Annotated in this window: 22 protein-coding genes, 1 tRNA gene and 1 riboswitch; of the genes, 9 read left to right on the top strand and 14 right to left on the bottom strand. The window is 62.9% G+C overall.

Annotated elements, in window-relative coordinates:
- Positions 1–39: 39 nt before the first annotated feature.
- Positions 40–117: riboswitch (SAM riboswitch) on the bottom strand.
- Positions 118–284: 167 nt separating this feature from the next.
- Entirely contained in the window at positions 285–1,379 is a 1,095-nt protein-coding gene (locus ACZ89F_RS27650) for a 2'-deoxycytidine 5'-triphosphate deaminase (RefSeq protein ID WP_476095182.1), read from the top strand.
- Between the two features lie 100 nt (positions 1,380–1,479).
- Complete coding sequence (locus ACZ89F_RS27645) at positions 1,480–2,250, top strand: ABC transporter substrate-binding protein (RefSeq protein ID WP_476095181.1); 771 nt, start codon at positions 1,480–1,482, stop codon at positions 2,248–2,250.
- A gap of 188 nt (positions 2,251–2,438) precedes the next feature.
- On the opposite strand, the gene araD1 is transcribed toward ACZ89F_RS27645, so the two are convergent.
- The 4 genes from araD1 to chvE all read right to left on the bottom strand — a co-directional run bounded on the left by araD1 (position 2,439) and on the right by chvE (position 7,748).
- Complete coding sequence (gene araD1 / locus ACZ89F_RS27640) at positions 2,439–3,431, bottom strand: AraD1 family protein (protein WP_476095180.1); 993 nt, start codon at positions 3,429–3,431, stop codon at positions 2,439–2,441.
- A 308-nt stretch (positions 3,432–3,739) separates the two neighbouring features.
- Positions 3,740–5,026, bottom strand: a complete 1,287-nt coding sequence (mmsB, locus tag ACZ89F_RS27635; protein ID WP_476095179.1) for a multiple monosaccharide ABC transporter permease — start codon at positions 5,024–5,026, stop codon at positions 3,740–3,742.
- Positions 5,023–6,555, bottom strand: a complete 1,533-nt coding sequence (gene mmsA / locus ACZ89F_RS27630) for a multiple monosaccharide ABC transporter ATP-binding protein (RefSeq protein WP_476095178.1) — start codon at positions 6,553–6,555, stop codon at positions 5,023–5,025. The genes mmsB and mmsA overlap by 4 nt, the downstream gene beginning before the upstream one ends.
- Before the next feature lie 122 nt (positions 6,556–6,677).
- Positions 6,678–7,748 (bottom strand): multiple monosaccharide ABC transporter substrate-binding protein, encoded by a 1,071-nt coding sequence (gene chvE, locus ACZ89F_RS27625; RefSeq protein ID WP_023681943.1) that lies wholly within the window; start codon positions 7,746–7,748, stop codon positions 6,678–6,680.
- A 361-nt stretch (positions 7,749–8,109) separates the two neighbouring features.
- Between chvE and ACZ89F_RS27620 the strand changes: the two genes are divergently transcribed.
- Both ACZ89F_RS27620 and ACZ89F_RS27615 read left to right on the top strand, forming a co-directional pair.
- Positions 8,110–9,051, top strand: a complete 942-nt coding sequence (locus ACZ89F_RS27620) for a LysR family transcriptional regulator (RefSeq protein WP_476095177.1) — start codon at positions 8,110–8,112, stop codon at positions 9,049–9,051.
- Between the two features lie 160 nt (positions 9,052–9,211).
- Positions 9,212–9,463, top strand: a complete 252-nt coding sequence (locus tag ACZ89F_RS27615) for a hypothetical protein (protein WP_476095176.1) — start codon at positions 9,212–9,214, stop codon at positions 9,461–9,463.
- Here ACZ89F_RS27615 and ACZ89F_RS27610 read toward each other — a convergent pair.
- The 4 genes from ACZ89F_RS27610 to ACZ89F_RS27595 all read right to left on the bottom strand — a co-directional run bounded on the left by ACZ89F_RS27610 (position 9,452) and on the right by ACZ89F_RS27595 (position 12,935).
- Positions 9,452–9,525: transfer RNA gene (locus ACZ89F_RS27610), tRNA-Gly, on the bottom strand. The two genes, ACZ89F_RS27615 and ACZ89F_RS27610, sit on opposite strands and share 12 nt — an antisense overlap.
- A gap of 72 nt (positions 9,526–9,597) precedes the next feature.
- Positions 9,598–11,058, bottom strand: a complete 1,461-nt coding sequence (locus tag ACZ89F_RS27605) for a hypothetical protein (RefSeq protein ID WP_476095175.1) — start codon at positions 11,056–11,058, stop codon at positions 9,598–9,600.
- Between the two features lie 193 nt (positions 11,059–11,251).
- Positions 11,252–11,953 (bottom strand): class I SAM-dependent methyltransferase, encoded by a 702-nt coding sequence (locus tag ACZ89F_RS27600; RefSeq protein WP_476095174.1) that lies wholly within the window; start codon positions 11,951–11,953, stop codon positions 11,252–11,254.
- Entirely contained in the window at positions 11,946–12,935 is a 990-nt protein-coding gene (locus ACZ89F_RS27595) for a glycosyltransferase family 2 protein (RefSeq protein WP_476097411.1), read from the bottom strand. Before ACZ89F_RS27595 ends, ACZ89F_RS27600 begins: the two co-directional genes overlap by 8 nt.
- Before the next feature lie 311 nt (positions 12,936–13,246).
- Between ACZ89F_RS27595 and ACZ89F_RS27590 the strand changes: the two genes are divergently transcribed.
- The gene (locus ACZ89F_RS27590; protein ID WP_056588280.1) at positions 13,247–13,510 is read left to right on the top strand and encodes a DUF6460 domain-containing protein; all 264 of its coding nucleotides are present in this window, start codon (positions 13,247–13,249) and stop codon (positions 13,508–13,510) included.
- 77 nt (positions 13,511–13,587) lie between these two features.
- On the opposite strand, the gene ACZ89F_RS27585 is transcribed toward ACZ89F_RS27590, so the two are convergent.
- Entirely contained in the window at positions 13,588–14,493 is a 906-nt protein-coding gene (locus ACZ89F_RS27585; protein WP_476095173.1) for a histone deacetylase family protein, read from the bottom strand.
- A 133-nt stretch (positions 14,494–14,626) separates the two neighbouring features.
- Here ACZ89F_RS27585 and ACZ89F_RS27580 point away from each other — a divergent pair, with 133 nt between their 5' ends.
- Entirely contained in the window at positions 14,627–15,967 is a 1,341-nt protein-coding gene (locus ACZ89F_RS27580) for an MATE family efflux transporter (RefSeq protein WP_476095172.1), read from the top strand.
- Here ACZ89F_RS27580 and ACZ89F_RS27575 read toward each other — a convergent pair.
- A complete protein-coding gene (locus ACZ89F_RS27575; RefSeq protein ID WP_476095171.1) occupies positions 15,960–17,039 on the bottom strand; it encodes a quinone-dependent dihydroorotate dehydrogenase in 1,080 nt (359 codons plus the stop codon). The genes ACZ89F_RS27580 and ACZ89F_RS27575 overlap by 8 nt on opposite strands.
- Positions 17,036–17,386 carry a DUF952 domain-containing protein gene (locus ACZ89F_RS27570; RefSeq protein ID WP_476097410.1) on the bottom strand — a complete coding sequence of 117 codons (351 nt, stop codon included), beginning with the start codon at positions 17,384–17,386 and terminating at the stop codon, positions 17,036–17,038. Before ACZ89F_RS27570 ends, ACZ89F_RS27575 begins: the two co-directional genes overlap by 4 nt.
- 187 nt (positions 17,387–17,573) lie before the next feature.
- Here ACZ89F_RS27570 and ACZ89F_RS27565 point away from each other — a divergent pair, with 187 nt between their 5' ends.
- Positions 17,574–18,002 carry a hypothetical protein gene (locus ACZ89F_RS27565; RefSeq protein WP_476095170.1) on the top strand — a complete coding sequence of 143 codons (429 nt, stop codon included), beginning with the start codon at positions 17,574–17,576 and terminating at the stop codon, positions 18,000–18,002.
- Between the two features lie 124 nt (positions 18,003–18,126).
- Positions 18,127–18,786, top strand: coding sequence for a response regulator transcription factor (locus ACZ89F_RS27560; protein WP_476095169.1), 660 nt, complete (start codon positions 18,127–18,129; stop codon positions 18,784–18,786).
- A 17-nt stretch (positions 18,787–18,803) separates the two neighbouring features.
- Here ACZ89F_RS27560 and ACZ89F_RS27555 read toward each other — a convergent pair whose 3' ends face one another.
- Together ACZ89F_RS27555 and ACZ89F_RS27550 are read right to left on the bottom strand one after the other, a co-directional pair.
- Positions 18,804–20,105 (bottom strand): MFS transporter, encoded by a 1,302-nt coding sequence (locus tag ACZ89F_RS27555; protein WP_476095168.1) that lies wholly within the window; start codon positions 20,103–20,105, stop codon positions 18,804–18,806.
- A gap of 122 nt (positions 20,106–20,227) precedes the next feature.
- Positions 20,228–20,884, bottom strand: a complete 657-nt coding sequence (locus ACZ89F_RS27550) for an O-methyltransferase (RefSeq protein WP_476095167.1) — start codon at positions 20,882–20,884, stop codon at positions 20,228–20,230.
- 95 nt (positions 20,885–20,979) lie between these two features.
- On the opposite strand from ACZ89F_RS27550, the gene ACZ89F_RS27545 reads away from it, so the two are divergent.
- A complete protein-coding gene (locus ACZ89F_RS27545; RefSeq protein ID WP_476095166.1) occupies positions 20,980–21,615 on the top strand; it encodes a TetR/AcrR family transcriptional regulator in 636 nt (211 codons plus the stop codon).
- A 31-nt stretch (positions 21,616–21,646) separates the two neighbouring features.
- Here the strand turns inward: ACZ89F_RS27545 and ACZ89F_RS27540 are convergent, their stop codons facing one another.
- Positions 21,647–25,135, bottom strand: a complete 3,489-nt coding sequence (locus tag ACZ89F_RS27540; protein WP_476095165.1) for a PAS domain-containing hybrid sensor histidine kinase/response regulator — start codon at positions 25,133–25,135, stop codon at positions 21,647–21,649.
- Positions 25,136–25,377 lie beyond the last annotated feature (242 nt).

The following is a 25,377-nucleotide window of genomic DNA, read 5'->3' as shown; positions in this document are numbered from 1 at the left end:
AAAAAAACCGGCCGCGAAAGTCGCAACCGGTCCATACGGCCTTGCGGCCCGACGGTCCTTTAGCGACTTGTTTAACGTGGCTGCAAGCCGACCGGCCAAATCACCACGGGATAACGACCCTTTAGACCCGCGCCACGCTTGCGTCAATTGCCGGCTTCATTAAGAGGTTTGTACCAAGCAGGTTCCGCAAAAGCCTGCCCTCGGGCTTGACCAGAGGGTGTTCCACGGTTTTGCGGCAAGAACCTGCGACAAGAAAATCGTCCGGTCTTGGAGCGGAGCCAGCTTTGCGGCAGACAGGCATTCTTCCCGATCAGGACATCTCAGCGCTGTTCCAGTCCGGCGCGCTGAAGTCGGCGCGCGCGCTTGACGCCGACCAGATCCAGCCGGCCAGTCTTGATCTCAGGCTCGGCGACAAGGCCTGGCGGGTGCGTGCCTCCTTCCTGCCCGGTCCCAACCACAAGGTTTCGGAAAAGCTCGATCGGCTGAAGCTGCACGAGATCAATCTTGCCGACGGCGCGGTGCTGGAGACCGGCTGCGTCTACATCGTGCCCTTGCTTGAAAGCCTGGCATTGCCGGCAGACATTTCGGCCTCGGCCAATCCGAAGAGTTCGACCGGGCGGCTCGATATCTTCACCCGTGTCATGACCGATCGCGGTCACGAGTTCGACAAGATCGCCGCCGGCTATCATGGCCCGCTCTATCTGGAGGTCAGCCCGCGCACCTTCCCGATCGTCGTCCGCACCGGCTCGCGGCTGTCGCAGATCCGTTTCCGCACCGGCAATGCGCTGCTCTCGGAAGCCGAGCTGCATGAATTGCATCGCGCGCAGATGCTGGTCGCCACCGAGCCGCCGAACATTTCCGGCGGCGGCATCGCGCTGTCGATCGACCTCAACGGCGATCAAAACGGCCTGGTCGGCTACCGCGGTAAGCATCACACCGGCCTCGTCGATGTCGACAAGCGCGCGGCACAGGAGGTCGTCGACTTCTGGGAGCCGATCCACAAAAGCGGCGCCGGCGAGCTGGTGCTCGACCCCGACGAGTTCTACATCCTCGTCAGCCAGGAGGCGGTGCATGTGCCGCCGCTCTACGCCGCCGAGATGACGCCCTTCGATCCGCTGGTCGGCGAGTTCCGCGTCCACTATGCCGGCTTCTTCGATCCGGGCTTTGGCCACTCGGCGTCCGGTGGCACCGGCAGTCGGGCGGTGCTGGAAGTGCGCAGCCACGAAGTGCCGTTCATCCTCGACCATGGCCAGATCGTCGGCCGGCTGGTCTACGAGCACATGCTGAAGCGGCCGCAGGCACTCTACGGTACGGATCTCGGCTCCAACTACCAGGCTCAAGGCCTGAAGCTGTCAAAGCATTTCCGCGCCGCGCGCTGAGCGCCTATACCGTCAGGCAAAATACTTGCCTGTACCGGCGCGCCATGCTTGGCTGCCTTGCTGGTCGTCAAGCTGGCGGCGTTCAAGGGGAACCAAGAAAATGCAGATTTCGAAATGGATCATATCGGCAGCAGGTGCTGCCATGCTGGTGCTGGCGGCCGGGTCGCTGTCGCAGGCGCAGGAGAAGATCAAGATCGGCACCGAGGGCGCCTATCCGCCGTTCAACACCATCACAGCGGACGGCAAAGTCGAAGGCTTCGATATCGACATCGCCAATGCGCTGTGCGCGCAGATGAAGGTCGAATGTGAAATCGTCACCCAGGACTGGGACGGCATCATTCCCGCCCTGCAGGCCAAGAAATTCGATGCCATTATCGCTTCCATGAGCATCACCGAGGAACGCAAGAAACAGGTCGCCTTCACCAACAAATACTACACGACGCCGCTTGCGCTGGTGGCGCCGAAGGACAGCGATCTCACCTCGACCGAACCGGCAGCCCTTGCCGGCAAGACGGTCGGCGCCCAGGCTTCGACCACGCAGGCCGACTATGCCCAGAATGCCTATGGCAAGGCGGGCGCCGAGGCAAAACTCTACCCGACCCAGGAAGAGGCGATCACCGACCTGACCAACGGCCGTCTTGATGCCGTTATCTCGGACAAGTTCGTGCTGATGGACTGGCTGAAGAAGGCAAGCGACGGCTGCTGCAAACTGGTCGGCGACGTCAAGGGTACGGAAACGCAAGCAGGCATTGCTGTGCGCCTGGAAGACACAGCACTGCGCGACAAGCTCAACGCGGCCATCGACGCGATCGTCGCCGACGGCACCTATAAGAAGATCCAGGCCAAATATTTCGACTTCGATATCTATTGAGGTTGCCAATCTCCTCCCTCGCGGGGGAGATGCCCGGCAGGGCAGAGGGGGGCGCGAAGGATCGCGACCTCTCCCTCCCAGCAGCCAGGAATAGCCTGCAGTCAAAGTTAGTCGATTGAGACGCCGGAGGGACAGCGCCCCCCTCTGGCCTGCCGGCCATCTCCCCCACAAGGGGGGAGATTACGCTGTCAAAGCGCCTTCACCGCCACCTTCACCGGTTGCTCGATCTCGAGCGGATTGCGCAGCGGCAGGCCGAAATCCTTGGCCTCGATCTCGAACACGTCGCCGGCCTCGGTCTTGATGCCGTCGGCGAAGGACAGTGTCGCCGTACCGAACATATGCACATGCACGTCGCCCGGCTGGCGGAAGGCCGCATATTTGAAATGATGGTGTTCGAGATTGGCGATGGTGTGCGACATGTTCGCTTCACCGGACAGGAACGGCTTTTCCCACAGCACCTCGCTGTCGCGCAGGATGCGCGAGCTGCCGCGGATGTCGGGAGGCAGGTCGCCGATCAGGATCTCCGGCCCGAACGAGGCGTTACGCAGCTTGGAATGAGCGAGGAACAGATAGTTCACGCGCTCTGTGACGTGGTCGGAGAACTCGTTCGACAGCGTGAAGCCGACGCGGAAGGGCGCGCCGTCATCACCGATGACATAGATGCCGGCCACCTCCGGCTCTTCGCCGGCGTCCTTGGCGAAAGCCGGTGACAGGAGTGCGGCACCTGGCGCCACCGCCATCGTACCGTTGCCCTTGTAGAACCATTCCGGCTGCACGCCGATCTGGCCTTTCGCGGGCTTGCCGCCCTCCAGCCCCATGCGGAACATCTTCATGGAATCGGTTAGCTCCTCCTCGCCGTCGGCACTGAGCTTCTTGTGCATGGAATCGCGTGTCGCGGCCGAGCCGAGATGCGTCAGTCCGGTGCCGGTCAGGTGCAGATGCGCCGGATCGGGGTGGTTGATCGGCGACAGCAGCCGCCCCTTCTTGTAGGCCGCCTCGAGATCGACCGTCTCGCCGAGCCCCTTGCGTTCGATCAGCGCGACGAGGCCGACGCCGGTGCGGGCAGCCTCCATCGCCAGCGAATAGACGCTGCGGGCAGCGTTGATGATCCGGGTCTTGCCGCCATTGCGGGCGACGACGCGGATGGTCTCGGCGTCGTCAAGGATCTGGGAGATCAGCATGATGAATCCTCTCTCATTTGCCTTGGCAGGGTTGCCAAAATGGCAAACCCTACTCAGCGCGGCGGGGACGTCGTCCATGCCACGGTTGATAGTCTCCGTTCGGATTGCGCTCGCGGGCCTGGTCCCTCAGGGGACTTCTTTACGCCGGCGGGTTTGCCGGCAGCGCTGCGATCGTATGCCTCCTGCTTGCCTCGATCAGAGCAGTTCACCGTTTCACGGAAACGGCGAACCGCTCTAACTCATTGTCTTGGCGCAATTCCGGGCGGAAAACCGTTTCACACTTTTCCTGGAATTGCTCTAAAGCCTGTTCAAGCCTTGTTCTTGTTGTAGACGTCGAAGATCACGGCGCCGAGCAGCACCAGGCCTTTGACCACCTGCTGCCAGTCGACATTGACGCCCATGATCGACATGCCGTTGTTCATCACGCCCATGATGAAGCCGCCGACCACCGCGCCGATGACCTGGCCGACGCCGCCCATCGCCGAGGCGCCGCCGATGAACACGGCGGCGATGACGTCGAGCTCGGAGCCGAGGCCCGCCGCCGGCACGGCCTGGCCGAGGCGCGCCGCGATGATCAGGCCGCCGAGCGCCGACAGCACGCCCATATTGATGAACACCATCAGCGTCAGCCGCTCGGTGTTGATGCCCGACAGTTGCGCGGCCTTGGCGTTGCCGCCCATCGCGTAGATACGGCGGCCGATGGTCATGCGCTTGGTGACGAAGACGAACAGCGAGATCAGCACGCCCATGACGAGAAGCACCACCGGCAGGCCTCTGTAGCTGGCGAACTCATAAACCAGGAACAGCGCCAGCGCGCTGGCGACCAGCGTCTTGATGATGAACAGAGGGAAGGGCTCGGCCTCATAGCCATGGCGTTCGCGCTTGCGTCGCGTCCTCACCCCGAAATAGGCATAGGCCAGCACGGCGATCAGGCCCAGCACGATCGTCGTCATGTGCAGCGTCAGGCCGCTGCCCATGATGGTCTTGCCGGCCGCATTCACCGTCGGCGGGATCAGCGTCAGCGGGCCGATCACGTCCGGGATGAAGCCGGAGCTGAGCATTTTGAAGTCGTCCGGAAGCGGACCGACCGAGGATCCGCCGCCCAGCAGTGCCTGGCAGATGCCGCGGAAGATGAGCATGCCCGCCAGCGTCACGATGAAGCTCGGTATTCGGTGATAAGCGATCCAATAGCCTTGCGCCGCGCCGATCAGGCCGCCCACGATCAGGCAGACGATCGAAACCACCAGCGGATTGCTGAGCGGTCCGAGCTGCCAGATGACCATCATGTTTGCCGCCAGCGCGCCGATGAAGCCGGCGACCGATCCGACGCTGAGGTCGATATAGCCGGAAACGATGACCAGCAGCATGCCCAGCGCCATCACGATGATGAAGGAGTTCTGCTGCACCAGGTTGCTGAGGTTGACCGGCTTGAACAGCGTTCCCGACGTGGTGAACTGGAAGAACAGCATGATGACGATCAGCGCGATAATCAGGCCGTATTCGCGCAGGTTCGTCGTCAGCGCCGAGACGGCGACGCGTGAGCGCTGTTCTTCGGCGACGTTGCCCTGTGGGGCGGGGGCGCTTTCGGTGCTCATGCTGCTTTTCCTTCTCCCCGAACGATGGCGCGCATTATTTTTTCCTGGCTTGCTTCCGCCGCGGGCATTTCGCCCACCATGCGTCCTTCGTTCATGACGTAGATGCGGTCGGTGATGCCGAGCAGTTCGGGCATTTCCGACGAAATGACCACGATCGCCTTACCTTCGGCGGCGAGGCGGGCGATGATCGTGTAGATTTCGTACTTGGCGCCGACATCGATGCCGCGCGTCGGCTCGTCAAGGATCAGCACTTCAGGGTCGGCGAACAGCCACTTCGACAGCACCACCTTCTGCTGGTTGCCGCCGGAAAGATTGCCGGTCATCTGATAGACACTGGAAGCGCGGATGTTGGTCTTCTTGCGGTAGTCGTTGGCAACCGCGAGCTCGCGCATGTCGTCGATCACGCTGTGGCGCGAGACGCCGCCGAGATTGGCCAGCGTGATGTTGTGCTTGATATGGTCGATGAGGTTGAGGCCGTAGGTCTTGCGATCCTCGGTCACGTAGGCGATTCCGTGTTCGACCGCCTTGCTCACCGAGGAGACGTCGATCGGCTTGCCCTTGAGCAGCACCTCGCCGGTGATGCGGCGGCCATAGGAGCGGCCGAAGATGCTCATGGCGAATTCGGTGCGGCCGGCGCCCATCAGCCCGGCGATACCCACAACCTCGCCCTTGCGCACATTGATGTCGATGCCCTTGATCACCTGTCGGTCGGCGTGGATCGGGTGATAGACCGACCAGTTCTTCACTTCGAACACGACCTCGCCGATGTCAGGCTCGCGCGGCGGATAGCGGTCGTCGAGTGAGCGGCCGACCATCGAGGTGATGATGCGATCTTCCGAAATGTCCTTCTTGGCCAGCGTCTCGATGGTGCGCCCGTCGCGGATCACGGTCACCTTGTCGGCGACCCGGTTCACCTCGTTGAGCTTGTGCGAGATCAGGATCGAGGTCATGCCTTGCCGCTTGAATTCGAGCAGAAGGTCGAGCAGCGCCTGGCTGTCCTTTTCGCTGAGCGACGCCGTCGGCTCGTCGAGGATCAAGAGCTTGACTTCCTTGCTCAGCGCCTTGGCGATCTCGACCAGCTGCTGCTTGCCGACGCCGATATTGGTGATCAGCGTCTTGGGGTCCTCCTTGAGGCCCACCTTCTTCAACAGGGCGCTGGTGCGCGCTTCGTTGGCATTCCAGTCGATGACGCCGTATCTGGCGTGCTCGTTGCCGAGGAAAATGTTTTCGGCGATTGACAGCATCGGCACCAGGGCAAGCTCCTGGTGGATGATGACGATGCCCTTGTGTTCGCTGTCATGGATGCCTTTGAACTGGCATTCCTGGCCCTGGAAGATGATCTGGCCGTCATAGGTGCCTGTGGGATAGACGCCCGACAGCACCTTCATCAGCGTCGACTTGCCAGCGCCGTTCTCGCCGACCACGGCATGGATCTCGCCTTCCTCGACGCTGAGGTTGACGTTCGACAGCGCCTTCACGCCGGGGAACGTCTTGGTGATGTCGCGCATCTCCAAAATCGTCGAGGCCATGGGAACTACCGCTCCTTGCGAGGTCGGCAAACACTGCCGGCGAGGTCGGCAACAATACCGGGCTCGCTGGTGAACGAAAAGGGGCCCTGCGTTGCGCAGGACCCCTGACTTTGTAACCGGGGTTACTTCAGTTCGTCGGCCTTGATGTAGCCGGAGTCGACGACCAGTGCCTGGTAGTTCGACTTGTCGACCTCATGCGGCGTCAAGAGGATCGAGGGGACGACCTTGACGTCGTTGTTGTAGGTCTTTTCATCGAGGCCGTCCGGCTTGCCGCCCGAGAGCACCTTGTCGACGAGCTCGACGGTGGCCTTGGCCAGTTCGCGGGTGTCCTTGAACACGGTCGAGTACTGCTCGCCCGTGATGATCAGCTTGACCGAAGCGGTCTCGGCATCCTGGCCGGTCACGATCGGCCAGGGCTGAGCGTCCGTGCCGTAGCCGACGGCGCGCAGCGATGCGGTGATGCCGCGCGACAGGCCATCATAGGGCGACAGAACGCCATCGACGCGGCTGCCGTCCGAATAGTTGGCCGACAGCAGATTGTCCATGCGTGCCTGGGCGGTGGCGGCGAGCCAGCGCAGCGTGCCGACCTTGTCCATGCCGGTCTGGCCGGACTTGATCTTGATCGAGCCGTCGTCGATCAGCGGCTGCAGGACGGAGATCGCGCCATTGTAGAAGAAGAAGGCGTTGTTGTCGTCGGGCGAGCCGCCGAACAGTTCGACGTTCCACGGCTTGGTGTTCGGGAAACGCTCCTTGAGGCCCTTGACCAGCGAATTCGCCTGGATCACGCCGACGCCGAAATTGTCGAAGGTCGTATAGTAGTCGACATTGGCGGTCTTCTTGATCAGGCGGTCATAAGCGACGACGACGACGCCCGCGTCAGCTGCCTTCTGCAGTGCATCCGACAGGGTGGTGCCGTCGATCGAGGCGATGATCAGCGCCTTCGGGCCCTTGGTGATTTCGTTTTCCAGCTGGCTGAGCTGGTTGGGGATGTCGTCCTGCGCATATTGCAGGTCGACAGTGTAGCCGAGAGCCTCGAGCTGCGACTTGACGGCGTCGCCGTCATTGATCCAGCGCTGCGAGGTCTTGGTCGGCATCAGCACGCCGACAAGACCCTTGTCGGCCGCGTGTGCCGAGTAGGTCATGGCAGCGATGCCAAGGGCCGCGACGGCGGCCAGTGTCTTGATGATTTTCACTTTAACTCTCCCTGGTTGATGGACGCGGCACCCCGGGGGTCGCGGGCCGCGCAATCGTGCAGAAGCGCCAAGGCGCTGCTGCCGTCATATCGATCTCCGGTATCCTCCCATGGCCCCGAGGCGCTGATTTCAATCGATACGATTTTTCTCGTCAGCGACCGTCGCGTCTCGGAACGCGCGAAGGGTGTGGCTCTTTGCCATAACTGTCAAATGCGATCTTTGATGGTTGCTATATCATGATTGGTATATGTTATTGCGCCGTGACGGGCTGATCTCAATGCCGGCCGCCCGCGAGCAGAAGAGAGGGAAAGCAATGGCTGCGCTAGGGAATTTAACGGCAGTTTCAAATGGTTACAGAGAAATGCCGGGCGATGGCGAAACCTTGCTGCGCAGTGGTCTCAGTCTGCGTCACATGCGCATGATCGTCGCGCTCGACGATCATGGCCGGGTCAGCGCGGCGGCCCAGGTGATGAACATTTCGCAGCCGGCGGCCTCGCGCATGATCAGCGAGATGGAGGCGGTGCTGGACGTCAAGCTGTGCGAGAGACTGCCGCGCGGCATCACCTTGACGCCCTACGGCAAGGCTTTGGCCAGGCGCGCGCGCTCGATCCTCCTGGAGATGCGCGAGGTCGATCGCGAGATATCCGAGCTCAAGGCGGGCAAGGGTGGTTCGGTGTTCCTGGGTGCCGTGACGGCGCCTGCGATCGAGCTGGCGGTGCCGGCAATTCGCGAAATCCGCCGCATCTATCCGCGCATCGAGATCACCATGCAGGTCGAGACCTCCAACGTGCTGGCACGCGAGTTGATCGCCACACGCCATGATTTCATCATCGCGCGCATCCCCGACGACCTCAATCCGCGGCTGTTCGAGTCGCGCGTCATCGGCGTCGAGAAGGCGTGCCTGATCGTGCGCCGGGGCCATCCGCTGACCAAGGGCGAGGCGGTGCGGCTGGAAGAGACCGCCGCCTATGACTGGGTCTTCCAGTCGGGCGGCTCGCCCTTGCGCCAGGCGATGGAGAGCAATTTCCTCAATCGCAACATCGCTTTGCCGGACCGCATCCTCAACACCAGCTCGCTGCTCCTGACCCTGGTCATGGTCGCGCAGTCCGATGCCATTGCGCCGGTCTCGGTCCAGGTGGCGAAATTCATCCAGAACCCCGATGGGCTGGCCGGCGCCATCGATGTCGTCCAGACCGAATTCGACATCGAGGTCAGGCCCTACAGCCTGATCACCGTCAGGAATCGCGTGCTGTCGCCGGCCGCCAAGATGCTACATGATTTCATTCTAAGGGAAGTAGGATGATGGAAGGCTCGGGGAGGGTTGTCTGGCGTCGATTTCGATCGGGCGCGCAAAGCATATGAAAGAGCCGCCAAGCCGAGGCTAGCGAAGCGAGCCGGGAACATTATTTCCTGCCTATGCGTTCATGATCTTGCAAGGGACAGATTTCTTCTGGAGGCTGAACATGTGCAGCTTCGAAATCATCGATCTGCTTTACGTGGTCGAGGCCTGCAAGCACGATCGATCGGTCGGGAATTTCGTGTCCATGGCTGAAGGCGTGGAAGAATTGCGGGTACTGACCGGCGATTTCGTTTCATCGAATGACGCAGTAGCAAACGCCCTCGCACCGGTGGCGCTTGCGCGAGGCTGCTCGGTTTTGTTCGACGAACAGGCTGGCGCTGAAATTGTGTCTGGCGCCCTAAGCTGGAGCGGGTAGAGGGAATCGAACCCTCGCGTTCAGCTTGGGAAGCTGACAAGCTACCATTACATCATACCCGCGTGTGCCTTCGTTACCATGACGGCCCGGCTTCGGGCAATCGCCAAAGCGGTGCTGGCGCCTGCCAAACAGGATCAGGCGCCGGGCAGGTAGATCACCGCGTACTCGTCCGCATAGGCCCGCTTCCAGCCCAACTGGTCGAAGAAGGGGATGCGGCTGTCGTCGGCCGCCAGCAGCGCCCAGCCGATTGCGTATTTCTTCAGCCGGGCTTCGAGGAGCGGCTTGCCGCCGCTGTGGCCCGTCTCGTCATCGGCTTTTGTGAACCCGCCCAGGAACAGCTGGTCCGTTCGTCCGTCGATATAGGTCTTGATCCCGTGGAAGATCAGCGTGCCGCCGAAATTGTAGGAATTCAGCACATTGCCGGACAGATGGTGGCTTTCGGCGAACGCCAGCGCCCCGCTGGCTGACGTCTTCTGGCTCGGCGCGACCTGATAGGCACTGCCGAGCACGGCGACTGCGCCGATCACCAAAACGACCGCCGCGCCGCAGATCGCGTAGAACCGCCTGGCGAAGAATTTTTCCAGTCCGTCGCGCTTTGCCGCCAGCCATGCGGTGGCTGAAAGCGAGGGGTATTGCTGTGCGACCTCGACCGCGATCACCAACGGGATCAGCAGGAAGAACAGATACATGAAACGCACATGGGCGAGATAGACATGCAAGGTGAAGACGACGAACAACGCCTTGGCCCAGCCAATTCGCAACCGTGACACCAGAAGCCCGAAAAGCGCCAGCAGCAGCGCAACTTCCTGAACGGGGTAATCCTGCGGACTGAACGCATTCCATTCCATGATCAGCGACACCGCCTCATTGCCATAGGCCACGGCCAGCGTCGCCAGGATGGCCTGGACGCCATAGGGGTGGATCAGGCTGACCAGCGGGCAAAGCAGCCCGAATGCGATCCATTTCGCCACGAGGGCAGGTTTCGACAGGCCCGTGCGCGCCAGCAGATCGAGACCGGCGAAAGCCGCGATGATGAAGCTCAAGGTGAAGGTGGCGTGCAGGTTCGCCCACAAAACGACCAGCCCAAGCAGCCACCAGGGGGGCGTTCGTTCTTCCCTTGCCGCACGAAAGAGCATCTCCGTCCAGATGACGATGATCGGGAAGGTGAGGACATGCGGACGCGCCGTGAAGATCGGATTGATCAGGAACACCGCGGCGAAGGCCAGTGTAATCGCCAGGATCGGCTTCAGCCATGCGCTAAGGAACCACCCCATCAGGAAAACCGTCAGGGAAATCGAGGTGATGATCAGCGTGACCACCCCATTCCAGGCTCCTGCCCGGTACGCAAGGGCCAGCAGGACCTGCCCCAGCCATTCCTTGGCAATCCAGGGCTGGCCGGCAAACGTGTAGGAATAAGGGTCGACTGTCGGAAATGTCCGGTTTGCCAGGAAATCCAGACCGACCTTCACTTGCCACCAGTTGTCGGGATCCTGCAGGATGGAACCGGCTTGGCCAGCCAGTGCCGCCGCCATCGCCAAGGCCGCGAGCAGGCAGAAGATCAGCCTGTTCCGCTCGCTGTTTGTGGCAGCCTGCACGCTGGCCTGAGCGTCGATTCATGGTGCGCCGCCTCTAGTCGGTTCCGATACAGTTTGGTTCAAGGTGTTCGACCGGCTGGCTGCCGCCGGGGGTTCATCGACTACCCGCGTGGTCCGGTCGGCCCTGTCGTCGCCGCGACCGAGCGCCGTGTTCAACAAACCGAGTGCGCCAGATCGCGGCATCCTTGGAAAGTCAAACGGCAGGCTTGACCGCTTGCGCAAAATATTGGGCTCCGACAGGGATCTTGGTGAGGAAGCGCTCAAGCGGCCTCAGTCTTGCAAGCAGCCGAGGAAAGAAAATCCGGTAGATGATCCTTGTGTTGGCAAGGCCCGCTTCGGCCATACGCCTGCGCATCTCGCGGGAATTTATCAAAACCGCGTTTTCGTCGAAGGCGCAGTTTCTCACCGCGTGCGTGGTCAGCGGGTTCCACGGATTGTGTTCGAAAAGAAAGAAGCTGCCGCCATCGGCCAGCACCCTGCCGATTTCCGCCAGCAGTCCGATCTGCAGGTCCTCGGGAATGTGGTGGAAGACGCAAGCCGCGAAGGCCAGGTCGAAGCTGCCGTCGGCAAAAGGAATTGTCTTGCCGTCGAAATGCGTGAAGGCGGCCTCGCCGGGAAAGCGCTTGCTGGCGATGTCGAGCGATTCCCGCGATGGGTCGAGCAAGGTGATCTCCGCGTCGGGAAACGCCTTGCGCATATGGCCGAGCGAATTGCCGACGCCGGCGCCGAAATCGAGTATCCGCCGTGGTTTCACACCGGCCCGCCGCAGCGTCGCGGCGACGTCGTCGATCTTGTACCTGGCGAAGAAATCCGGCGTTTCGCCGCTCAGCCTTATGCTCGCGGCGTGCTGCTCCTGATATTCCCGCGCAAACTGGTCGAATTCCGCCTCAAGCACGTGCCGCCCTCTTTGCCATTTCCTGCAGGCGATGGACGGGCAGTTCCTCGTCCCCGGCTGCCTGGCTGCGCGAAACGACCTCGTTGACGAAGTAGAGCGGCCGCCGCTTCGTCTCCATGTACATGCGCCCGAGATACTCGCCGAAGATGCCAAGCACCATAAGCTGGACGCTGCCGAGGATCAGCACGATCGCGGCAAGGCTGGTCCAGCCGGGCAACACGTTTCCGACCGACCATTCGAACAGGGTGTAGCCGAGCACGACCAGCCCCAGAAGCCCGAACATCATTCCGAGCAGCGAAGCGAATCGCAGGGGCACGATCGAGAAGCTGGTCATCGCGTCGACCGCCAGAAGAACCATTTTCTTCAGAGGATAGTGGGTGGTGCCGGCAAAGCGCCGGTGCCGTTCATAGGGGAAAGCCACCTGTTTCAGCCCGATCCAGCTCACCATGCCGCGAATGAACCTGTAGCGTTCGGGCATCGCGTTCAGATGGTCGAGCGCGCGGCGGCTCATCAGCCGGAAATCACCGGTATTCGGGGCGATATCGACATCGACCACGCGGCGCAGCAAGCGATAGAACATCGAAGCGGAGGCGAGCTTGAACCAGCTTTCGCCGTCGCGCGTCAGCCTCTGGCCGTAAACGACATCGAAGCCTTCGTTCATCTTCGTCATCATCGCGCCGAGCAGCTCAGGCGGATCCTGCAGGTCGGCATCGAGAATGAGAATGCGCTGGCCACGACAGAATTCGAGCCCTGCGCTCAACGCGATCTGATGGCCGTAGTTGCGGGCAAGGTCGATGGCAATGACATGGTCGTCCTTTTCGGCCAGCTGGAAAATGGCCTCGCGCGTGCCGTCGGTCGCGCCGTCGATGACAAGGACGATCTCGTAGGAAGGGCCTTGTTCGAGGCATGCGGCCGTCACCCGCCGATGCAGTTCGGCCACGCCGTCCAGCTCATTGTAGCATGGGACGACCACCGACAGCATGACGGCGCGTCGCGCGGTGTTTTTCTTCGTCTCCACCAAAAGCCTTGCTCCCGCTATTCGATTGGGAATAGCGGGAATTGGTTAGAAAACAGATAAGCCAGTGGGATCGGCCGCGGCCATCGGCCGGCCGCCTTTTCCGCCGCCGACGGTCACGGAATGAACCGGCAGGGCCATGCGGATGCGGACGCCTTGCCAGGACCCCGCCACTATCCGGATGGAGCCGTCAAACTGTCGGCTTGAAGCCGGCAAGCCAAGTGCGTATGTCTGGGCCGACGCCCTCGAGTCTGGGTATCTCAATCTGGAGACGGGCCTTGTCCGCACTGACGCGCTTTCTCGGCGACTCGCCGCTCAAGGTGATCCTGAAACTGCTGGTCGTGTCTTTCCTCGTCGGCCTGGTCATGAATGCCTTCGGCTGGTCGCCAATGGATGTGTTCTACGGCATCCAGAAGTTCTTCATCGACCTGTGGAATCTGGGCTTCCACGCCATCGACCGCTTCCTTGGCTATATCCTGCTGGGCGCGGCCATCGTCGTGCCAGCTTTCATCCTGCTCAGGATCGCCAACTACCGGAAGTAGAGCATGATCCCAACCCGAAGGTCCGCGCCAGCGACATGTGGGAACCGGTTTTCGGACAAGATCAGGCTTAAAAAGGCCTATCGGGCGTGGCCCGAGGCCACCTCGAACAGGATGGCATGGCGCGCGGCAAGCGCGGGCACATCAGTGGAATAGCCACCGCCGATGACGCCGCAGACCGGAATGCCCTGCGCGCGAAAGTGGCTGATCACCATGTCGTCGCGGGCGCGCAGGCCGTCATCCGAGAGCGAGAGCCTGCCAAGCCGGTCCTCGGCATGGACGTCGACGCCGGCATTGTAGAAGACGATGTCCCAATGCGCCTGGGCGGACAGTTCCGGCAGGATGGCGGCGAGCCTTTCCATGTAAGCGGCGTCACCCGTGCCGTCGGGCAGCGCGACATCGAGGTTGGAAGCGATCTTGCGCACGGGGTAGTTGCGGTCGCCATGCATGGAAAAGGTGAACACGCGCGGATCATCCGCGAGAATATCCGCCGTGCCGTCGCCTTGATGCACGTCGAGGTCGACGACCAGGATGTTTCGGGCCGCGCCTTCGGCGAGCAGAACCAGCGCGGCGACGGCGACATCGTTGAAGGTGCAAAAGCCTGCACCTTGCGCGCGCCGCGCATGGTGGCTGCCACCGGCGGTGTTGCAGGCAATGCCGTGGCGCAAGGCAAGCCGCGCCGCCAGCACCGTGCCGCCGGTGGCAAGCTGTGCACGCAGCGAGACTCGGGGTCCGATCGGAAAACCGATCTCGCGTTCGATCTTTTCGGGCACGCAACAGCTGATGACCTGATCGACATAGTCCGCCGCATGGGCAAGTCTCAGCCATGACGCCGGCGCCGGCTCGGCGGTGTTGAGCGCGTCGGGCCCGACAAGTCCGCGTGCGCGCAACGCGTCCATCAGCAGCGGATATTTGCTCATAGGAAAGCGATGGTTGGTGGCGAAGCCGGCGTCGTAGTCGGGGTGATGGACGATCTGCAGGGGCATGAACTGGATCCGGCGGGCTCGCGCCAGACCGGGGATTTCGGTTGGCCGTCACGGGATGAGTGGTTGCGCGATGCCGGGAAAATGGGGCACATCGGCTGTTCGATCAAGCCGCAAACAGCAAGGCAGCAATCCTTTGGACAAGGGTGCAATCCCAGCCGACGCCAGATCTTTTGTCGTCACCAACCGTTCCGTGCTCGCCATCGCGGTGCCGATGACGCTTGCCTATCTGACGACGCCGATGCTCGGCCTGGTCGATACGGCTGTCGTCGGCCAGTTCGGCGACGCCGCCCTGCTCGGCGGCCTGGCGGCCGGCGCACTGATCTTCGACGTCGTCTTCACCACCTTCAATTTCCTGCGCTCGGGCACCACCGGGCTTGTCGCCCAGGCGTTCGGTCGTGGTGATGCCCTGGAGGAACAGGCCGTGTTCTGGCGCGCCGTGCTGATTGCGGTTGTCGCCGGCATCGTGCTGGCAGCACTTGCGCCCCTGGTCGCAATCGCCGGGCAAAAATTCATGGGCGCCGAACCGCGCGTCAGCGAAGCGATGGGCGTCTACATCAGGATCAGGCTGCTCGCTGCACCCTTTTCGCTGATCAACTACGCCATCCTTGGCTACGTTCTGGGACGCGGCGAGGGCGGGCTCGGGCTGATGCTGCAACTGGTGCTGAACGGCATCAACATCGCGCTCTGCTTCTTGCTTGGGTTGGAGCTTGGCTGGGGCGTCGCCGGCGTTGCCTGGGCGACCGTCACCGGTGAGTTCCTTGCCATGCTGCTCGGCCTGGCGATCGTGATCCGCCGCTTCCGGGCGGCCCCGTCCTTGCCGCGCCACCGCCTTCTCGACATGGCTGCCTTTCTGCGCATGCTGTCGCTCAACCGCGACATCATGATCCGCTCGTTCTCGCTGCTCGCCGCCTTCGCGCTGTTCACCCGCCAGGGCGCGCAGTTCGGCACGGTGACGCTGGCCGCCAACGCCGTGCTGATGAATTTCTTTCTCGTCGCTGGCTATTTCCTCGACGGCTTCGCCACCGCCGCCGAACAGCTGGCGGGCCGTGCCGTCGGCGCGCGTGCCGCCGCACCGTTCCGGCAGGCCGTGCAACTGACGCTGTTCTGGGGCTTCGGGCTGGCGGGTGCCGCGACGCTGGTTCTGCTGTTTGGTGGCGCCAATCTGGTTGCTCTTGTGACGACATCGGAGGAAGTACGCTCAGTGGCCGACATTTACCTGCCGTGGGCGGCCTTCACCGCGCTGAGCGGTGTGCTGGCGTTTCAAATGGATGGCGTCTTCATCGGCGCGACCTGGTCGCGCGACATGCGCAACATGATGCTGCTGTCATTCCTCGTTTTCGCCGCCGCGCTGCTGATCCTTGCGCCGGCCTTCGGCAACAATGGACTTTGGGCGGCGCTGCACGTTTTCCTGCTCGCACGCGGCTTCAGCCTGCTGACCATACTGCGGTTGCGGATGCGAACGGCATTCAGCTGAGCGGCTTCATTGCCCATCGATCGAGATGACTGTCGCGCAACTCGCGAATGGATCTGAGCTGTTCGGTACCGGCAAAGCGTGCCATCCCGGCGACAATCCGGCCCGGCAGTGCCGGTCCTGCATAGATCATGCCGGTGTAGAGCTGGACGAGATCAGCGCCCGCACGGATCTTGTCCAGCGCGGTCCCGGCAGAATCGACGCCGCCGACGCCGATGATGGCGCGGTCCGGGCCAAGCAGCTTGCGCATCTTCGCCAGCACGATGGTCGAGCGTTCGAACAAGGGCTTGCCCGAAAGCCCGCCGGTCTCGCGCGCGGTGTTGACGCTTCGCAGCGCCGGTCGCGAGATGGTGGTGTTGGAGACGATGACGCCGTCGATCCGCTTCTCGGTGACCTCGGCGGCGATGTCCTCCAGCTCTGCCTCGACCAGGTCCGGTGCGATCTTCAAAAAGATCGGCGGCTGCGCCGTTGCCGCAGCGCGCGCGGCCATGACACGCGACAAAAGTTCGCCAAGCTGCTCGCGCGCCTGCATGGTGCGCAGGCCCGGTGTGTTGGGTGAGGAGATGTTGACGGTCAGATAGCTGGCGTATTGCGCAAACCGGGCGACACCGCGCTCATAGTCACTGACGCGGTCGGTGCTGTCCTTGTTGGCGCCTATGTTGACGCCGACGATGCCGCCACGCCCCTTGCGTGCGGCAAGGCGCTTTTCGGCCGCTGCATGGCCTTCATTGTTGAAGCCCAGCCGGTTGATCACCGCTTCATCCGCCGTTAGCCGGAAAATGCGCGGCTTCGGATTGCCGGCTTGTGGCAGCGGCGTGATCGTGCCGACCTCGGCAAAGCCGAAACCAAGGCCAAGCAGCGCGTCGGGCACCTCGGCGTTCTTGTCGTAGCCCGCAGCCATGCCGAGCGGATTCGGAAACTCGAGGCCGCAGACCGTCACCTTCAGCCTGATGTCGCGCACTGTCCGTGCGCCGACCGGCAGGCCGCATCGCAGCGCTGCGATCGACAGGCCATGCGCGGTTTCCGGGTCGAAGGTGAAGAGCAGCTTCTGGCCAAGCCGGTCGAGCACGCTCATTGCCCCTCCAGCGCCGGGAACTGGTGCACACCATCGGCGCCAAGCGGCAGTGGCCGGACCCACAGCACGGCCTTGAGGTCGAGCGGACCATAAAGATGCGGAAACAGCGCGCCGCCGCGCGAGACCTCGTATTTCAGCGCGGCGCCCAGGCTGGTCCCGTCGATGGCGACCAGCAGAAGGTCGGTCTGTCCGGCAAAGTGCTTTGTCGCCGTTTCCTTGACCTGCGCCGCCGTGGAGAAATGGATGAAGCCGTCGGCGACATCGATGGGCGCGCCGGTGAAGCGGCCATGTGTTTCGGCCTCGCGCCAAGGCGCTTGCGGGGTTATCTTGTAGACAATCTGAGACATGGTTGCGCTATAGAGCAATTCCAGGAAAAGTGTGAAACGGTTTTCCCAGGAAAAGCGCATAGCGCTTTCCCTAGGGAATTGCGCCAAAAAGGTTCCGAACCAGCCACGCGGGAAAGGCCACGCCAAGGGTCTTCCCCAATTCCGGCGCAAACATGCGATATTTCAGGCTTTAGCCATGGAGGACAACATGCGTCTGCAGCACATCTTGATCCCCGCCGCGCTCGTTTCGCTGGTCGCGGCTTCAGCATATTCGGAAGAATCCGACCGCTACCGGCTGGAAAAATCTGACAACGGCTATGTCCGGATGGATACGCAGACCGGCGCCATGTCGATCTGCGAGGAACGCTCCGGCCAACTCGTCTGCAAGATGGCGGCCGACGAGCGCGCCGCCTTTCAGGACGAGGTCGACCGCTTGCAGACCTCGATGAAGGCGATGGATGAGCGCGTCACCAAACTCGAGAATTCGCTCTCCGCCCGCCTCGAATCGAAACTGCCGAGCGAGGAGGATTTCAACAAGACGATGAGCTACATGGAACGCTTCCTGCGCGGCTTCATGGGCATCGTCAAGGATATGGACAAGGACAACGGCGCCCAGCTCAATTCGCAGAAGACCTGAGCGTCCAAAGTAGGGAAAACGCGGCGCGCTGGCTTTGCCGCTTGAAAACAGCGCGCAGCCCCTCATAATCGTCCAACTGATCCCGAAAAAAGCAAAAATCATCGGGGGATTCGGGGAGGGACATTTGCCGGCCGGCTATTCTTTCGTCATCGCCGACGATCACCCGCTGTTTCGTGGTGCGCTGCGCGAAGCGCTTGCCGGCATCGGCAATGTCGCCGCCATCCACGAAGCCGGCGATTTCGAGAGCGCCAAGGCGCTGGTCGTGGCCAACGAGGACGTCGATCTGGTGCTGCTCGACCTGTCGATGCCGGGTGCCAGCGGCCTCTCCGGCCTGATCGCGCTGCGTGGTATCCATCCGACGGTGCCGCTGGTCGTGGTGTCGGCGCATGACGATCCGGCGACCATCAGGCGGGCGCTCGATCTCGGCGCTTCGGGCTTCATCTCCAAATCGGCCAGCATGGAAGAGATCCGCAGCGCCGTGCAGTCGGTGCTCGCCGGTGACATCGCCGCGCCCGTCGGCGTCGATCTCGGCGTCGAACGCGATCCCGAGATATCAGACCTGATCAAGCGCCTGCAGGCGTTGACGCCGCAGCAGACCCGGGTGCTCGGCATGCTGGCCGAGGGCCTGCTCAACAAGCAGATCGCCTATGAACTCGGCGTCTCCGAGGCCACCATCAAGGCGCATGTCTCCGCCGTCCTGCAGAAGCTCGGCGTCGACAGCCGCACCCAGGCGGTGATCCTCCTGTCCAAGATCGGCAGCGACCCGCTGCAGCCGGCGAACTGATCGCCAAAGGAACCGCCCTATTCAGTTGCAGGGTTTGGCGACCAAGCCACGGGCTCCTCTGAGTCGACTGTTTCCGGACTCGCGCTGCGACTTGATCTGGATTCGCTTGGAGACTGCCGTGCCTGGCCGATGACCGAGCCAAGGCCGAGCGATGCGATCGCCACCAGCGGAATGCCGACGATCCAGGGTAGGCGCGGTGCCAGCGCGTAAAGCGCGATGCCGATTGAAGGTCCCAGCGAGTCCTTGAGATCGACCGCCACCGACGAAGCCGCCATATAGGAGGCCCGTCGCGCCGGAGGCGCAAGTGCATTGACGGCGGTCGGCACCAGCGGCCCGACCAGCATCTGGGCGACCGAACACAGGCTGACTGCTCCGATCAGCGTCAACAGTGCAGGTGAGGCAGCCAGCAGCGCAAAGGCGAGTATCGTTGCGAGACCGGCGCCAACCGTCAGCCACAGAGCGGACCGTGCCTGCACCATACGGCTGACCAGCATCTGCAGGCCCACCGTCAAGGCAGCGGCATAGGCGAACAGCGCGCCGACGCCTGATGGCGTCAGCGTGCCTGAATCATGCGCATAGAGCGGGATAATGGCTTCGATCCAGTTTCCGGCGACCTCGAACAGGACGACCCAGAGCAGGAGCTTCGCCAACCGCCCGTCGCGAAACGCCGGCAGCAACGCCGAGAGACCTTCCTCCTCCCCCTCATCGCCTTCGCCCTGGTCGGCGGCGCGTCCGCGGTCGATCGTCTCTCTCAGGGCGAGCAGCACCACGACACCGCCCAGCAGAAGCATTCCGCCGGCGGCGAGGAACACGGTGCGCAGCGACAGGAGCGCAAGCAGGGCGCCGCAGGCAGGTCCGAGGATATGCCCCGCACTCGAACTCACACGCGCCAGGCTGAACCAGCGGGGATGCGTGGATGGCGACGTCACATCGGCGATCGTGGTCAGGATCGTCGGGTGAAGCACCGACTCGCACATGCCGGTCAACAGCAACACGACCGCGGTAGCGGAGACACCATGCACAAAGAACAGGGCCAGGAAGCCGGCCCCGACGCCGAACGACGACGCGATCAGCACCGGCCGTCGGCCGACCCTGTCGGCGATGCCGCCGATCAAAGGCGCCGCCAGAAGCTCGCCGCCGGCATAGCAGCCGAACAGCAGGCCGATCGCACCGACAGGAATGCCAGCCTCGCTGTTTGCCCAGAGCGGGAAGAAAGGCACGAGTGCGCCATCGGCGAAACCCGCGCAGAAGAAGGGCAGAAGCCCCAACAGGGCTGGGCGCGGCGTTGCACGCCAGGAGGATAGAAAAGTGTTGATCACGACGTCACCTGCGCCTGGGATTCCTGACTGTTGTCGGGATCCGGAGGTTGCGCGTTGGTTGACGTAAACGCTTACGGCCGCCCTGAAGCGACATGGGTGTTTGAGTTGGGTATGCGGCTGCTTCAGCCGAGCCGCACGGACAGTTCGACGTCCTCGCCGAACGGCGTGGACATGTAGCCCGATGCCGGCGAGCGCACGCGCTCCAGATATTCGGGACAGAAATCAGCGTTGTCTGCGATGACCAATGCACCCGGCCTCAGGCGGCTTTCGACCAGGCTCAGGATCTCCGGGTAGATCGCCTTGGCGCCGTCGAGCAGCAGAAGGTCGATCGTATCCGGCAGGTCGGCGCTCAGCGTCTGCAGTGCGTCTCCCTCGCGGATTTCCACCAGGTCGATGAGGCCGCCCTCCGTCAGGTTGGCCTTGGCCCGCATCACCTTGGACGGCTCGAACTCGGTGGTGATCAGATGGCCACCGCCATTGTCCCTGAGCGCCGCGGCAAGGTAGAGCGTCGAGATGCCGAACGAGGTCCCGAACTCGATGATGATGCGCGCGCCGCTGCCGCGTGCCAGCATGTAGAGAAGCGTGCCGGTCTCCGGCGAGATCGCCAGCCAGAGATCCTTCAGCCGCCCATAGAAGTCGACATAGTCGGTCTTGCTGCGCGTGAGGCGTGCCCGCTCTTCGCGGGAGAACTCGGCCATTGCGGGGCTGGTCGCCGCGCCGGCCTCCTTGAACAGGCGAGCCAGCAGGGGTGCAAGCGGGGCGTTGGCGAGCGTCGTCATGAAAGTCTCCGTTCGAAAAAATGACCGCGTCCTTGTGTCGTCCTGAAAATACGAATAATCCTTCAGGTTTCCAATTCGCATTGCCGAGATGTGCCATGGCCGAACCCCCAAGCCTTTTGATTTCCTCACGAAAACAGCCCAAACAAGCTCGCGCCACGGAGCTTGTCGCCGCGATTTTGGAGGCTGCTGTTCAGGTTTTGGCAAGCGAAGGCGCGCGGCGTTTCACCACCACACGCGTCGCCGAAAAAGCCGGGGTGAGTGTCGGCTCGCTTTACCAGTACTTCCCGAACAAGGCCGCACTCCTGTTCAGGCTCCAGAGCGACGAATGGCGGCAGACGGGTGGCCTGCTGCGCACCATACTCGAGAACGACCAGCGACCACCGCTCGAACGGCTGCGTGCACTGGTCCACGCCTTCATCCGCTCGGAGTGCGAAGAGGCCGCGGTGCGCGTGGCGCTCAACGACGCCGCACCCCTTTACCGCGACGCGCCCGAAGCGCACGAGGCGAAAGCCTCAGGAGAGCGCACCGTCCAGACCTTCCTGCGGGAGGCATTGCCCGAGGCCGGAGAAGCCGTCCGTGCCTTGGCGGGCGACCTGATCATCGCGACACTCAGCGCGGTGGGAAAGGATTTTTCGGGAAGTCCTCGAACGCCAGGCGAGATCGAAAGCTACGCCGACGGCATGGCCGACATGTTCTGCGCCTACCTCGACAGCCTCGGACACCGAGGCTGAGACCGGCGACCCTGGCCGGCGCCCCTTGGCGCTATTCGGCCGCCGATGCCAGCGGCCTGACCCTGGCCATCATCGAGCGCAGCACCGCCGGTTTGAGCGGCTTGTTGATCACCGCAATCTCGAGCCCGCCGGCGGCCATGCGCACCTCGTTGGAGCGGTCGGCGGTGACCAGCACGGCCGACAGGTTATCGCCATGGATCGCGCGCAGCCTGGCGATGATATCGAGACCGGTTTCGCCGTCGAGATGATAGTCGGCAAGGACGATGTCCGGGCGGCGCATCGTGGCACTCTCCAGATCCCTTGAGCCGGACACCGTATCGACATTGCAGCCCCAGCCTTCGAGCAGGAGCCGCATGCCTTCGAGGATGCGGGCGTCGTTGTCGATGCACAGCACGTGCAGTCCCGCCAACGATGCTGTCGCCCGGGCCGGGGTTTTGGTTTCGATCTCGCGCCGCGGCTCCTGTACGGCCGCCACGGGCAGGATAACGGAAAAGCGCGTGCCCTTGCCCGGATTGGAAAAGATCCGGATCTCCAGGCGCAACACCCGGGCGATGCGGTCGACGATGGAGAGGCCGAGACCGAGGCCCTCGGCCTCGCGCGCGCCCTCGTCCAGCCGGGTGAATTCGTGAAATACCGTGTTCAGCTTGTCGCCGGCGATGCCGATGCCGGTGTCGATCACCTGGATCTCGGCCAGTTCGCCGCGCCGCCTGACGCCAACCAGCACGCGGCCGTGGCGCGTGTATTTGATGGCGTTGGAGACGAGATTCTGGATCAGGCGGCGCAACAAATTGCGGTCCGTCGTCACGGTCAGCGATGACGGCATGATGGTCAGCTCGAGTTTCTTTTCGGCGGCGAGCGGCCGGAAGTCGTTGCCGATCTGGCGCAGCAATCCGTCGAGGTTGAAGGCGGTATCGTCCGGCTTCATCGCACCGGCGTCGAGGCGGGAGATGTCGAGCACGGCGCCGAGAATGGTCTCGACCGATTCAAGCGAGGATTCGATGTTGACCGCTGCCTTGCCGGTAGGCCCCTTGCCGGCTTTTTCGATCAGCGACGAGCAATAGAGCCTAGCAGCGTTCAGCGGCTGCAGGATGTCGTGGCCAGCGGCGGCGAGGAAGCGGGTCTTGCCGAGATTGGCCTCCTCGGCCAGCATCTGCGCCTGCGCCAGTTCCTCGTTGACGCGGGTCAGCTCGATGGTGCGGGTCTTGACGCGCTGCTCCAGCGATTCATTGGCCCGTTTCAGCGCCAGATCCTGCTCGACGCGTCCGGAAATGTCGGCATAGGTGGCGACAATGCCGCCGTCCGGCATCGGGTTGGACCGCAGTTCCAGGATGCGGCCGCTGGTCTTCAGCTCCATCTGCCATGGGCTGACGAAGCTGGTCAGCCGGTTGAGCATAGTCACGCGCTGCTCCGCCGGAATGTCGCCGCGCTCCGAGAGATGGCGCAGGATGCTGTCGAGCGAGACGCCGACCTGGCCCATCTCGTCGGGCAGGTCGAACAGCGCCCGGTACTGGCGGTTCCAGCAGATCAGGCGGAAATCGCGATCGAAGACGGTGATGCCTTGCTCCATCTGGTCGAGCGCGATCTGCAGCAAGTCGCGATTGTGCTGCAGCGCCTCGGTGGCGTCGTCGAGCAAGCGGAAGGCATCCCTGGATTCGCGATCGTGGCGCCGAAACAGCAGCGACAGGATCAGCCGCGCCGAAGACGAACCGACGGCGCTGGCCAGCAATTGCTCGGAAAAGCGGATGACGTCCATGCTCGCCTGCTCGTTGCCGTGCAGCGAGGTTCCGTTGGTCTTTTCGAAAGACTGGAAGGAGCGCTCGGTGCGCTCGACGCCGAGATAGCGCCCGATCGTGTCCTTGAGGTCGTTGACGGTGATGGCGGTGCGGAAGCGGCGCAGGCTGGGCATCGGGCCGGCGTCGCGCGGCACGAAGATCGACGCCTGGATGCGCTCCAGCGGCACCGACGCGCGTGAAAGCGAGCCCAGCACAAAGAACACCGCATTGATCGACAGGCTCCACAACACGCCGTGGTTCAGCGGTTCGGCGACGGTGCCGAACAGAGCCTGCGGCCGTAACGCCTCGAAGCCGAACAGCCCGTGCACGATGATTTCGGTGTCGGGTGCGGCAAGCGATGGAAACAGCAGCGTGTAGCCCCAGACGAGAATGCCGGCGACCATGCCAAGTGCTGCACCCCGGCCATTGGCGCCGCGCCAGATCAGTCCGCCGATCAGCGCCGGCGCGAACTGAGCGATTGCGGCGAACGACATCAGGCCGATCGACGACAGGCGCGCGCTGTTGGTGCTCTCGCGGTAATAGAGGAAGGCGATGAACAAAAGGATGAAGATCGCTCCGCGCCGCACATTGAGGATCAGCGTCGACCAGTCTTCGGTCTCGGAGGTCGAGGTCTTGAGCAGGCGGCGCACGAACAGCGGAATGACGAGGTCGTTGGAGATCATGATCGACAGCGCCACGCTCTCGACGATCACCATCGCCGTCGCCGCCGACAGCCCGCCGATAAAGGCCGCCATCGCCAACACGTCATGGCCGCTGAACAAGGGCAGCGACAGCACGTAGAGATCGCTGCTGGTCCCGGTGCCGACCAGCGACAGGCCGGCAAAGGCGATCGGCAGCACGAACAGATTGATCGCCACGAGGTAGAGCGGAAACACCCATGTCGCGGTGCGCAGTTCGGCCTCGCCACGGTTCTCGACGATGGTGACGTAGAACTGTCGCGGCAGCATGATGATGGCAAAGCCGCTGAGGCCGGTCAGCACCAGCCAGGTGGCGAGCGAGGTGTTGTAGCTCATCGCCTGCCGAACCTGTGCATTCTGGGCGAGCTTGTCGAACATGTCGCCCGGGCCGCCGAAGATCAGGAAGGTGACCATCAGGCCGATGGCCAGGAAGGCGGCAAGCTTGACAACGGTTTCGACGGCCACCGCCAGCACCAGCCCGTCCTGGTGTTCTGTGGCGTCTGCGTGGCGTGTGCCGAACAGCACCGCAAACAGCGCCAGCAGCATCGCGACGACCAGCGAGATGTCGCTGACGAAGGGATCGAAGGAGGGCGGCGATCCCGTATAGTGCTCGACCATCAGGCTGACCGAACCGGAGATCGCCTTCAACTGCAGCGCGATATAGGGCACCGCGCCGATGGTGGCGATCAGCGTGGCGATCGCCGCGACGGTAAAACTCTTGCCGTAGCGTGCGCCGAGGAAATCGGCGATCGAGGTGATCTTCTCGGTCTTGGCAAGCCTGATGATGCGGTTAAGCAGCGGGAAGCCGAACACGAAGACCAACACCGGGCCGGTATAGATGCCGAGGAATTCGAGGCCGCGTTCGGAAGAGAGGCCGACCGAGCCGAAGAAGGTCCAGGACGTGCAGTAGATCGCGAGGCTGAGCGCGTAGATGAAGGGCCGCCCTCGGCTCGGCTCGGATCTGGCCGAGCGGCGGTCGCCCAGGCTGGCGATGGCGAACAGCAGCGTCACATAGGCGATCGCGATGATGACGATGAACAAGCCCTGCACGCCGGCAAGATCCTCCCTGTGCCGAATTTCAACCCGGCTTGCCCAGACGCAATCACAGCTTGGCTTCCGAGTCCATCACGGCTTTGGATGCATGAAGGCAGCGATTTTGCATGTCGCCCAAAAGTGCGCAGCGGTTTTGGGGCAACGACATGCACAAAAACAAAAAGACCCAAAGCGCGGCGCGTGAATCCGTTTTAGCGTGACGCGCTTTGGGGGCTGCCGTCGGGTAAGGAGAAACCGGT

This window comes from Mesorhizobium sp. USDA 3734 (assembly GCF_056279665.1).
The sequence above is the reverse complement of the archived record's forward strand: the minus strand, read 5'-3'. Positions and strand labels throughout refer to the sequence as shown.

Coding starts and splice junctions, on each gene's coding strand:
- ACZ89F_RS27620 (WP_476095177.1), top strand. CDS start 8,110: ATGCCGGGCGATGGCGAAACCTTGCTGCGCAGTGGTCTCAGTCTGCGT.
- ACZ89F_RS27565 (WP_476095170.1), top strand. CDS start 17,574: ATGCGTCTGCAGCACATCTTGATCCCCGCCGCGCTCGTTTCGCTGGTC.
- ACZ89F_RS27550 (WP_476095167.1), bottom strand. CDS start 20,884: ATGACGACGCTCGCCAACGCCCCGCTTGCACCCCTGCTGGCTCGCCTG.
- ACZ89F_RS27595 (WP_476097411.1), bottom strand. CDS start 12,935: ATGCTGTCGGTGGTCGTCCCATGCTACAATGAGCTGGACGGCGTGGCC.
- ACZ89F_RS27570 (WP_476097410.1), bottom strand. CDS start 17,386: ATGTCTCAGATTGTCTACAAGATAACCCCGCAAGCGCCTTGGCGCGAG.
- mmsA (WP_476095178.1), bottom strand. CDS start 6,555: ATGGCCTCGACGATTTTGGAGATGCGCGACATCACCAAGACGTTCCCC.
- ACZ89F_RS27585 (WP_476095173.1), bottom strand. CDS start 14,493: ATGCCCCTGCAGATCGTCCATCACCCCGACTACGACGCCGGCTTCGCC.
- ACZ89F_RS27575 (WP_476095171.1), bottom strand. CDS start 17,039: ATGAGCGTGCTCGACCGGCTTGGCCAGAAGCTGCTCTTCACCTTCGAC.
- ACZ89F_RS27645 (WP_476095181.1), top strand. CDS start 1,480: ATGCAGATTTCGAAATGGATCATATCGGCAGCAGGTGCTGCCATGCTG.
- ACZ89F_RS27545 (WP_476095166.1), top strand. CDS start 20,980: ATGGCCGAACCCCCAAGCCTTTTGATTTCCTCACGAAAACAGCCCAAA.
- mmsB (WP_476095179.1), bottom strand. CDS start 5,026: ATGAGCACCGAAAGCGCCCCCGCCCCACAGGGCAACGTCGCCGAAGAA.
- ACZ89F_RS27615 (WP_476095176.1), top strand. CDS start 9,212: ATGTGCAGCTTCGAAATCATCGATCTGCTTTACGTGGTCGAGGCCTGC.
- araD1 (WP_476095180.1), bottom strand. CDS start 3,431: ATGCTGATCTCCCAGATCCTTGACGACGCCGAGACCATCCGCGTCGTC.